Here is a 10,493-nt window from a genome sequence, read left to right as displayed (position 1 = left end):
CTCACAAGCACCACGCGGCAGCACCTGAATTGCTGACACGATCCTTTGTGCTCATCGTTAGAGCCTGGAGCTTGCTATCCGGGGTACTTTCTTGCGCTTGACAGTTCCCGCCCCAAAAGAGAAGCCCCGGCTTTCGCCGGGGCCAGGGGCACTAGGTAGTGCAGCTCAGAACTTGTAGTTGATGCCGAACTTGACGCTGTGGAAGTTGACCTTCTGGTCTTGATTGTAATTAAGATTTACACCTTCTACTTGGATAAGATTGGTCTTTCCAAGATCGGTATAGGCGTACTCAGCCTTGAAGGTCACGTTGTTGGTGACGGCGAATTCCGCGCCAGCGCCAATCGTCCAGCCCGATTTGGTTTTCGAGAAGCTTTCGCCGTCGTCGACGGTCTTGATGTGGCCATAGGCAGCACCGCCCGTTCCGTAGACGAGGAAGCGATCTGTTGCCAGCACACCGGCGCGAGCGCGTAGCGTTCCATACCAGTCAAGCTTGGTGCGAACCCCCTCACGAATTTCGTCATCAAAGGCTTCGCCCTCGATATTGGCACCCTGAAAATCAGCCTCGACACCTAGGACCCACTGGTCGATCTGGTGGTTGTACCCAGCCTGGACGCCGCCGAGAAAACCTCGGGTGGTCGCGTCGATTGAGCCGTCTGCCTGAATCTCGCCGCGGAAGGCGTCAAGGTGATACGGATGCTTGGCATCACCGCCGCCAAAGCCAACATTCAGGCCGACATAGGCACCCGTCCAGCTGAACACCGGGATAGCAGGCTCGGTCGACACGACATCCGCGGCGAAGGCGCCGGTCGACAGAAGGGTTGAAAATGCCGCCAGGACGGCGATGCGTTTCGAAAACATTGAAATCCCCAAAGCAGGTAACAGGCGTCGACGAGAGTAAGAACCGGATACAGGGCAATGCGCCGGCTACCTCGCCATTTGAGTGACGGGCGCATGTCCCGGCTCCCCGATATCAAGGCGAGTTCCGATGTTCACCTGCTTCGGTGGGGCAGTCATAAAAAGTTGCCCGGGCTGCAAAATCGGTAACGTTTTGTGCAAAACCGCCAACGCCAGCAGCACAAAGCCCGAGCGTTGAAGACATATTCGGCACCTGCCCGACCAGGAAAGGCGCTGTCAGCCCGTTGATTCTGGGACGTTCGCGCGCTCCAAAGGAAAAGCCCCGGAGGATCGCTCCTCCGGGGCTTTTTCAATTCAACGCTTCATCGGGTCAGCGCAGGATCGGGCAGTGCGGCTCGCGGCCGAAGGTCACCACCACGCGGTCGCCCCACTTGCGGCCGGCGACCGAGATGGTGCGGCGGCCCATGTCGACGACGCGGGCTCGGTGGATGCCCATGCGGTCGGCCTTGTCGAGTGCGCGGTCGGGCGAGCAGGCGCGTTCCCAGCGATCCCGGCGGTCGGGGCGCTCCCAACGGTCGGGACGGTGCCAGCGGTCGTTGTCGCCGACATACATGCCGCCGCGTACATCGTCACCATTGCCGAGGTTGAGATAGATGCCGTCGGCATGCGCGGCCGGCATGGCGGACAATGCGCCAAGGCCGATGAAGGCGGAAAGAGCGGCGGTCTTGAGAATATTGATCATAAATGTCTCCTCTTGGGCTGGCCCCGTTCGGCGGTTCCTGCCGAAGCGATGTGGAGACAATGCGGCATTGCGGCTGAATGATTCCGGAACTGCCCGTTCATCTTCGGTTCATCCGGTAAATCATTGAAAACAATTCGTAATACTGCGTGTGCGGCTGGCAGCGCATCACGCAACGGTAACCGTTGCCGATGCCCGATCAGGGCTCTTCGGCCAGCATGTGCTCGAAGTAATCCTCCGGCTCGGCCATATCGCTTTCCGACGCGGTGACGCGGCCACGCATCGAAATGCCCGCCTCGTGAACCGTCTCGGCGCTGCCGGAAATCAGCGGGTGCCACCAGTAGAGATCATGCCCTTCGGCAACCAGGCGGTAGGCGCAGGTCGCCGGCAGCCAGGAGATGGTGCGCACGTTCTGCGGCGTCAGCCCCACGCAGTCGGGCACGCGGGCAAGCCGGTTGTGATAGTCGGCGCAGCGGCAGGTCTCCTCATCGAACAGCCGGCAGCCCACGCTCGTCCAGTAGATGTCGCCGGTGTCCTCGTCTTCCAGCTTGGACATGCAGCACTTGCCGCACCCGTCGCAAAGCGATTCCCATTGGGCAGGCGTCATCGCCTCGAGTGCAGTGGTTTTCCAGAAGGGTTCGCTCATAGCCCGCATGTGGCCCGCGCGCGCGGTAAAATCAAGCGCCATGGGCGTTGGACGCCCAGTTCCTCCGTACGGGCGAGCCAGAAAACGACTTGATGTTAATTGCCTATCAATCGCCCAACTACTGCCGTTATTGGGGCTCTCGTGGAACAAAATTGCGTGTCTTATCTTCCGACACTGACGGGACCTTATGCATTACAGGAGAGTTCAGCATATGAAACGCCAACCCAAGATATTGGCGGGGACAGCCCTTAGCCTGCTGATGGCCTATACGCCGCTCGCGGCCGCGCCAGTGCCGGCCATCGGCGGCTTCGATTCTCCCCGGGCGCCGCTCGCTGCCAACACGCAGGCACCGGTTCTGCTCGCCCAGGCGGAAGAAGGGCAGCCGCAGGAGCAGCAGCCGTCCGAGGAACAGCAGCCGCGGAAGAAGCATCGGCAGGCCGATCAGGCGCAACCCGCTCCCGAGGCCGGCGGCGGTGGCGCTTCGGAAGAAGCACAGCCGCGCAAGAAGCATCGCCAGGCGCAGGAAGGCGCGCAGCCAGGCGCTGAAGCCGCCCCGATGGAGCGCGCACCCGCCGAAGAGCCGATGCAGCCCCGCAAGAAGGAGCGCAGGCAGCCGGCGGAGCAGCAGCCCGCAGCATCCCAGGAATTTGCTCCCGCGCAGTCCGAGGCGCCCGCCGAGGCTCCAAGGAAGAAGAAACACACCGCCGAGCAACCCACGCAGGAATTTGCCCCGGCGCCGGAAGCTCCGGCCGAAGCGCCGGTAAAGCCGCGCAAGAAGGGCAAGGAGGCTCCGGCCGCTGAACAGCCGGCCTTCGGTGGCGAAGTCACACCCAGTCAGGCCGAGCAGCCTGCCGAAGCCTCGCCGAAGAAGCACAAGAAGGACAGCAAGGCCGCTCCAGCCGCCGAACAGCCGGCCTTCAACGGCGAAGCCGCGCCCGGCCAGGCCGAGCAGCCTGCCGAGGCCTCGCCGAAGAAGCACAAGAAGGATAGCCAGGCCGCACCGACCGCCGAGCAGCCGGCCTTCAACGGCGAAGTAGCCCCCGGCCAGGCCGAACAGCCTGCCGATGCCTCGCCCAAGAAGCACAAGAAGGACGGCAAGGCAGCACCGGCCGCCGAGCAGCCGACTCCGGCCGGCGAAGCCGCCCCTGCCCCTGGCAAGAAGCCTGCTGCCACCGAAGTGACCCCGAGCGAGTCGGCGCCTGCCCAGCAGCCCGCCGAAGCCACGCCGGAAAAGCCGCGCAAGAAGGGCGACAAGCAGGTCCCCGGCACCGAACAGTCGGCACCGACCGGCGAGGCCGCACCTACGCCGGGCGAAAAGCCCGTGCCGACCGAAGCGGCTCCGGGCGAGACGGCACCTGCCGAGCAGCCCGCCGGCGCCAAGCCGGACAAGCCGCGCAAGAAGGGCGACAAGCAGGCCCCCGGCACCGAGCAGCCCGCCACCCCCGGCGAGGCGGTGACGCCCGGCGAGCCCGCACAGGTCCCGGCCGAGGCCGAAGGCCATGGCAAGCCGGTCAATCCGGGCAAGGAAGCGCCGGTTCCCGGCCAGCAGCCCGCCCAGGGTGAAGCCACCGGCGAGGGCAATGCTTTGCCCGCACCGGACAGCCAGAAGGTGCTGCCGGCGCCCGACAGCCAGAAGGCCGGTCCGGCCGAGGGCCAGGAACAGGGCGCCCAGGACCAGGGCAAGCGCGGCCAGCAGCAGGGCGGCAACCGCCGTCCGAAGCCTGCGGAAGAAGCCGGCCCGCCGCCCACCGACGACCGGTCGGCCCAGCAGGAAATGCAGCCGGACAAGATCGTTCCGGTGACCTCCGAGCAGGGCAAGCGCGTCAAGGAACGGCCGGTCGACCTGCGTCGCCAGGAGCGCCCGAAGGGCACCGAGATCCTCAAGGAGTTCGGCGACCGCGTGATCATTCAGCTCAACAACCAGGTGATGGTCGAGAGCAATGAGCGTCCGCGCATGCGGCATGGCGCCCGCGACGTCTACTATGAGGACCTGCCGCGTGGCCGCAACCGCGAGACCATCGAACGCGGCGATGGCACACGGGTGGTCACCATCCGCAACTCCTATGGCGACGTCGTTCGCCGTTCGCGCATCATGCCCGACGGCCGCGAATACGTGCTCTCCTATGTCGACGAAAGCGACTACGACCGCGTCCGCGACTGGCGCGATCCGGGTGACGACCTGCCGCCCCTGCGGCTCGAGATCCCCGAGGACGACTATGTGCTGACCCCGGAGCGCGTGCGCAATCCGGATATGTACTACGACTTCCTCGAGCAGCCGCCGGTGGAGCGCGTGGAACGCCTCTACTCGATCGACGAGGTGAAGCGCTCGGCCCGCATCCGCGACAAGACGCGCCGAATCGACCTCGACACGATCAACTTCGAGTTTGGCTCGGCTGCCGTCGCCGAGAACGAGATCTCTCACCTCGAAGGCGTGGCCAAGGCCATGGAACGCATTCTCGAGCAGAACCCTGCCGAGACGTTCCTGATCGAAGGCCACACGGATGCCGTCGGCTCCGAACTCGCCAATCTGGCGCTGTCGGACAAGCGGGCCGAATCGGTGGCTGCCGCGCTCACCAATGTCTTCGGCATTCCGCCGGAAAACCTGGCGACCCAGGGCTATGGCAAGCAGTTCCTGAAGGTGAAGACCCAGGCACCCGAACGCCAGAACCGCCGCGTCGTGATCCGTCGAATCACGCCGCTGGTGGCCCCGGTTGCCAGCCGGTAACTGAAGTAACCGCCTAACGAAATCGTGATCGATCAAACCTTTCGATCACGGTTTCGCGAGGTCGGGAACCTGTCATTGACTTGCCGGATTCATTTTCTCATCTGAGCCGGTAAATAGTTCCCTGCCCCATCCCCCTTAGCCGGGGGATAGGCGAAAACCCGACCGGAACCCTCCCCGGTCGGGTTTTTTATTGCCCGGCAATGGCGGCCGGCATTGCGATTTTTCCTTGCAACCAGGCACGCCCTCCACGAAAAAAAACAGCCCCCTCGTTCTTCCGGAAAGGTTCTATGAAACGTCTCGAACACGCCATCGAATCAATCATCTTGGCCTCGCGCTGGCTGCTGGTCGCCTTCTATCTGGGCCTTGCCGTCGCGCTCGCCATCTACGCGCTGTCCTTCGGCAAGAAACTGTTCGAATTCGTCACCAAGGTCATGGTGATGGAGGACACCGACACCATCCTGAAGATTTTGGGGCTGATCGACGCCGCGCTGGTGGCGAGCCTGGTGGTGATGGTCATCATCTCCGGCTACGAGAACTTCGTCAGCCGCTTCGACAACCATGATGGCGAGGTGCATTGGCTGGGCACGATCGATGTCGGCTCGCTGAAGATCAAGGTCGCCTCCACCATCGTGGCGATCTCCTCGATCCACCTGCTGCAGGTGTTCCTCAATCACGCCAGCTACACCAGCGAACAGCTGATGTGGCTGACGCTGATGCATCTGGCCTTCGTCGTTTCGGCGCTGATTTTGGCCTATATCGACCGCCTCACCGGGCTCACCAAGCTCGGCAAGAAGGAAGCGGCCGAAGAAGGCCCCGGGCTGTGAGCCACGCTGGTCGGAGCCAAAGCGGCGCCGACGCATTCCAGAAAATTCAGGCGGATAGCCGCCTTTGTTGAATCAGGCCGGCAGCAATGCCGGCCTCTTTTGTCACAGGAATCCGGTCACCTTGGTGTCGGTCTGGGCAAAGATCTCGTCCGGCACGAAGAAGTCGCCGGCCAGCGCGCCCTTGCCGCCGGGCGCGTATTTCGAGAAATCCGTCACGCCAGCCTCGCGCAACACCAGCTCGTCGATGAAGAAATTGCCCGTCGTCTCGCGCGACGGACGGGTCAGGATCGCATGCGCCGCATCGGCCATGATCTCGGGCGAACGGCTCATCGCCGCCACGGTCTCGCCGCCCAGCAGGTTGCGCACCGCCGCCGTGTCGATCGCCGTCAGCGGCCACAGCGAGTTCACCGCGATGCCCGCCTTGGCGAATTCCGCGCTCATGCCGAGCGTGCACATCGACATGCCGAACTTGGCCATGGTGTAGGCGACGTGGTTCTTGAACCATTTGGGGTCCATATCGAGCGGCGGCGCCAGATTCAGGATGTGAGGGTTTTCCGCCAACTTCAGGTGCGGAATGCACATTTTGGAAACGAGGAAGGTGCCGCGCGTATTGATCTGGTGCATCAGGTCATAGCGCTTCATGTCGGTTTCCAGCGTGCCGGACAGCTGGATGGCGCTGGCATTGTTGATGCAGATGTCGATGCCGCCAAACTTTTCGACGGTCTTTGCCACAGCCTCGGCAACCTGCGTCTCCTCGCGGATGTCGCAGAGCACGGGCAATGCCTTGCCGCCCGCCTTCTCGATCTCCTCGGCCGCGGTGTAGATCGTGCCCGGCAGTTTTGGGTGCGGCTCGGCCGTCTTGGCCGCGATGGTCACATTGGCGCCGTCGCGCGCCGCGCGCAGCGCAATCGCCAGCCCGATCCCGCGCGATCCCCCGGAGATGAAAAGCGTTTTGTTCTTCAACGACGACATCGTTCTTCCTCCTTGCGCCGACCTGCTCAGTCGGCGGTGATTTCCGTATCGGTCGTCCCAACCGAAACGCCCGATCCCTGAACGGCCACCGACCCGGCCTTGATCTTCGTGGTGGCCGTCCCGTTGGCAATGCGGGTGCCGAACAAACACCCCGCCGCCGACCGCACAGCCCGACATGAAAGCCATCGCACAGACAACGGCAACCGCACAAGCAAGCGGGGTTCCAAACGGGCGCATGATCACCTCCTGCAGCATTCTTCGCCAGGACCGCAGCAGGGATCAAGAATTGGACCTTTCGGGGGCGCACCGGCCTTCGCACGCGATATCGCAACCCGTTTGGCCGCCGTTGCGAGCCGCGACGCTGCCCGCATGGAAAATCCATACAAAGTCTTTACCAAGTCCGGGCCGCCACCTCCCGAATTCACCAATTCCCAATGTTTCCCCAGCAGTGATGGGTCAGGGGGTATTTTAGGGAATGCTTATGGGGAACTTTCGCCTGCAACATCTTTACTTGCTGGCCGGATGGGTGGCCGTGGCCGGCTGCCTCGTGCTGGGCGGCATGCTGTTCTTCGTCAGCTTGAAGGATTACAGGCGCTACAGCCAGGGCCTGGAAGAGTTCGATCGTTTCCGCCTGGCCCTGCTGGCGGCCAACTCCGTTTCGGCCGAGCGCGGCCCCGCAAACAGCCTGATGGGCGCAAATCCGCAAATGACGCCCGAATTCTACCGGCAGCTTACCAATCGCCGCGCCCATACCGATCAGGCGATCGCCGCCCTGGAAGCGGCCTATGCCAAGGACAGCTCGCGCTTCGAGAAGGATCAGGAGGCGGTCGCCCACCTGCGCGAGGAGCTCGCAGAAGGCCGCAAGGCCGTCGACGCGGTAGTGGCTACCGCCATGACCGACCGTCAGGGCAAGCAGCTTGCAGGGGCCATCAACAGCATGTTCCGCGCCGCCGATGCCGCCACCGACGTGGCCGACCGGCTGGGCCAGACCATCGTCTCCGTCTATCCGCAGGTCAGCACCGAGATCGTCATGGCCAACAATTGCGGCCGCCTGCGCGAACAGGCCGGCCGCTTCGGCTCCTATGTCGTCATGATGCTCACGGCCACGAGCGGAGCCGATACCGAGCTCAGCCTCATGCTGGCCAACACCGCCGGCCGCATCGAGGTCCTGCGCGAGCTGATCGCCGGCTATGGCTCGGCCTATCTGGCCGACCCCGCCGTCTCCGAAATGCTGCGCGACGTGGACCAGGCTTATTTCGACACCGCCCTGCCCTATGCCTGGAGCGTGGCGCTCAAGGCGATCAAGGAGCCGGCGACCATGACCACCGGCGAGTTCACCACCAATTACGTGCCGGGGATGCTGCCGGTCGAGCATCTGCGCGACCTCATCATCGAGCGGCTGGCCGCGCGCATCACCGTCTCGCGCGACAACGACGCCCTTTTGCTCGGTTCCTCGGCAGCGCTGACGCTGCTGGTGACAACGCTGCTGGTCGTCATCAGCGCGGCCATGCGGCGCTTCCTGTTCCAGCCGCTGCTGTCGGCCAAGGACCAGATCATCCAGATCGCCCATGGCGACCTCGCCGAGCCACCGCTGCCGCGCAGCTTCAGCCGCGAGATCCGCGACATGTTCGAGGGTCTGCAGGTGCTGCGCGAGAGTCAGCGCAAGCGCACCGCCCTCGAAAGCGAGCGCGACCGCCTGACAGCGCGGCTGAAAATGCTCTCGGAAACCGACAGCCTGACCGGCCTGCTGAACCGCCGTGCCATCGACGGCATCGGCGCGCAGGCGATTGCCGAGGCCGCCCGGACACGTGAGCCTGTGGCGTTCCTGCTCATGGACATCGACCACTTCAAGGCGATCAACGACACCCACGGCCACGGCGTCGGCGATCTGGTGCTTCAGCGCGTGGGCGAAACGCTGCGCAAGGAAGTGCGCAGCATCGACGTCGTCGCCCGCTTCGGCGGCGAGGAGTTCGTCGTTCTGGTGCGCTCGGCCTCGGCAGACGGCGGCCGCCAGCTTGCCGAGAAGCTGCGGCTGGCGCTGGCCGCGATGGTCGTCAGCCCCGATCATGCGGACCTTCGCATCACCGCAAGTTTTGGCGTCGCGCTCTGGGGGCCCGGCATCGAAAGCTGGGCGGCACTGGTGGAGCAGGCCGACCGCCAGCTCTACCGGGCCAAGAACCTCGGCCGCAATCGCGTCTGCACGCTGGAGGACGAAACCGGCGACGAGAACTCCGAGCCGACCGCATCTAAGCGCAAGGCCATCTGAGGCTGCGTGCGCTGGCCGGGAAACCGGCCGGCGGCGGCTGCCTATTTCTTCACGCCGAACACTTCGGCGCAGCGCGACAGGCTGAACCCTTCGCCGTCGGTGTCGCGGGTCGCCTCGATATTGGTGATGATGCCGCCGGCATCGGCGGAGATCTGCGCCTCGCAGAACAGTGCTTCCACGCGCGCCGGCTTCACCATCACCTGCTGCGGCATGCCGCCGAAGGTCACGCCCGACGTCGTCGTGCGCGTTTCGGTGACGGTGGTCGAGCTGTTGGGCTGCATCACCGTCGTGGTGGTCTTGGTCGTGGACTTGCCGGCCATCGGATCGGCGGTGCCGATGGTGGTGTATTCGGCCGGCAGCGTCCGCATCGTCTCGCCGCCGCGCCAGCGATAGACCTTGCCGCCATTATTGAGCGGAAATTCGCTGAGCGGCGCGCCGTATTGCGAGAAGAACACGTCGCTCGGCTGGCCGATGAAGCGCGACTTGATCGCCTTGTTGGCTTCCTCGGTCGTGGTGCAGGCGGCAAGCGCCGGCGCCAGAAGGGCTATCGCCAGCCCGGCCCGCGCAAGCGCGCTCCACCCATTCGAAACACTCATCCCAATCGACATTCTTCCCCTCCGAAATCGTCGCGGCGAACCTCCTTTAGGTCGGAGCTGGTTTCAAGTACCAGAAACGCCAATCCCAGCCTGTCTGCCACAATTTCAACAGCTCAGTTTTCGCGGGGTCTTCACGAAGAACTTGCAACAGGATGCCATGGTGGTTTGATTACCTGCGCTGACCCTGATCAGCGATCGGAGAACAAGATGTCGCGTGAAGCGCTGAACGAGCCTGCGGAAATCCCGCCCCATCTCGATCGCTGGAACTGGGGCGCCTTTCTGCTCAACTGGATCTGGGGCATCGGCAACAGCACCTTCATCGCGCTTCTGGCGCTGATCCCGATGGTCAACATCGTCATGATGATCGTGCTGGGCGCACGCGGCAGCCGCTGGGCCTGGCGCAATCGCTACTGGCGCGACGAAGAGCATTTCCGACGCACGCAGCGCCATTGGGCCATCGTGGGCGTGCTCATCTGGGGCGCGGTCATCGCGCTCTTTGCCGGTATGGTCGTCTCGGTTCCCATCTCGATGCGCAACAGCGACGCCTATCGCGCCAGCATGGAAACCGTGCGGGCCGATCCGCAGGTGCGCGAAGCCCTCGGCGACAACATTTCGAGCAAATTCTGGATCACCGGCGCGATCAACGTCCAGATGGGCGGCACGGGTGCGGCCCAGATGGAAATCCCGGTTCAGGGCGACAAGGGCAGCGGCACCGTTACGACCCAGGCTGTCCGCACCGGCGGGGAATGGCACGTCCGCCTGCTGTTCGTCACGATCGACGGCGCCAACGCCCCGATCGTGCTCATCAACAAGGACAGCCTGTCCATCCCCAATGCCGCCATCGGCACATAGCGGCATCCAGCCATTCTT

Annotated in this window: 9 protein-coding genes; 4 read left to right on the top strand and 5 right to left on the bottom strand. The window is 63.9% G+C overall.

All coding sequences use genetic code 11. The features are described 5' to 3' along the window. Window positions 1-165: 165 nt before the first annotated feature. The 3 genes from C7I85_RS20760 to C7I85_RS20750 form a co-directional block, all read right to left on the bottom strand. Window positions 166-858, bottom strand: a complete 693-nt coding sequence (locus tag C7I85_RS20760) for an outer membrane protein (protein WP_106725924.1) — start codon at window positions 856-858, stop codon at window positions 166-168. 367 nt (window positions 859-1,225) lie between these two features. Beyond that, window positions 1,226-1,597, bottom strand: coding sequence for a hypothetical protein (locus C7I85_RS20755; RefSeq protein ID WP_106725923.1), 372 nt, complete (start codon window positions 1,595-1,597; stop codon window positions 1,226-1,228). 196 nt (window positions 1,598-1,793) lie between these two features. Next, entirely contained in the window at window positions 1,794-2,240 is a 447-nt protein-coding gene (locus tag C7I85_RS20750; RefSeq protein WP_106725941.1) for a YcgN family cysteine cluster protein, read from the bottom strand. Window positions 2,241-2,451: 211 nt separating this feature from the next. Here C7I85_RS20750 and C7I85_RS20745 point away from each other — a divergent pair, with 211 nt between their 5' ends. Then, window positions 2,452-4,965 (top strand): OmpA family protein, encoded by a 2,514-nt coding sequence (locus C7I85_RS20745; protein ID WP_106725922.1) that lies wholly within the window; start codon window positions 2,452-2,454, stop codon window positions 4,963-4,965. 287 nt (window positions 4,966-5,252) lie between these two features. Then, entirely contained in the window at window positions 5,253-5,789 is a 537-nt protein-coding gene (locus C7I85_RS20740; protein ID WP_106725921.1) for a TIGR00645 family protein, read from the top strand. A 102-nt stretch (window positions 5,790-5,891) separates the two neighbouring features. On the opposite strand, the gene C7I85_RS20735 is transcribed toward C7I85_RS20740, so the two are convergent. Next, on the bottom strand, window positions 5,892-6,761 hold the full coding sequence (locus C7I85_RS20735; RefSeq protein ID WP_106725920.1) for an SDR family oxidoreductase: 870 nt from the start codon (window positions 6,759-6,761) through the stop codon (window positions 5,892-5,894). A 481-nt stretch (window positions 6,762-7,242) separates the two neighbouring features. Here C7I85_RS20735 and C7I85_RS20730 point away from each other — a divergent pair, with 481 nt between their 5' ends. Further along, complete coding sequence (locus C7I85_RS20730) at window positions 7,243-9,027, top strand: GGDEF domain-containing protein (protein ID WP_181257239.1); 1,785 nt, start codon at window positions 7,243-7,245, stop codon at window positions 9,025-9,027. A gap of 41 nt (window positions 9,028-9,068) precedes the next feature. Here the strand turns inward: C7I85_RS20730 and C7I85_RS20725 are convergent, their stop codons facing one another. Further along, window positions 9,069-9,635, bottom strand: a complete 567-nt coding sequence (locus C7I85_RS20725) for a hypothetical protein (RefSeq protein WP_146148907.1) — start codon at window positions 9,633-9,635, stop codon at window positions 9,069-9,071. Window positions 9,636-9,830: 195 nt separating this feature from the next. Here C7I85_RS20725 and C7I85_RS20720 point away from each other — a divergent pair, with 195 nt between their 5' ends. Beyond that, window positions 9,831-10,475: a cytochrome c oxidase assembly factor Coa1 family protein gene (locus C7I85_RS20720; protein ID WP_106725917.1), complete on the top strand. Its 645-nt coding sequence runs from the start codon at window positions 9,831-9,833 to the stop codon at window positions 10,473-10,475. Window positions 10,476-10,493: the final 18 nt, after the last annotated feature.

It is taken from the genome of Pseudaminobacter soli (ex Li et al. 2025), from assembly GCF_003012705.1.
Classification (GTDB): Bacteria; Pseudomonadota; Alphaproteobacteria; order Rhizobiales; family Rhizobiaceae; genus Pseudaminobacter; species Pseudaminobacter soli.
This window is presented reverse-complemented; position numbering and strand designations above follow the sequence as displayed.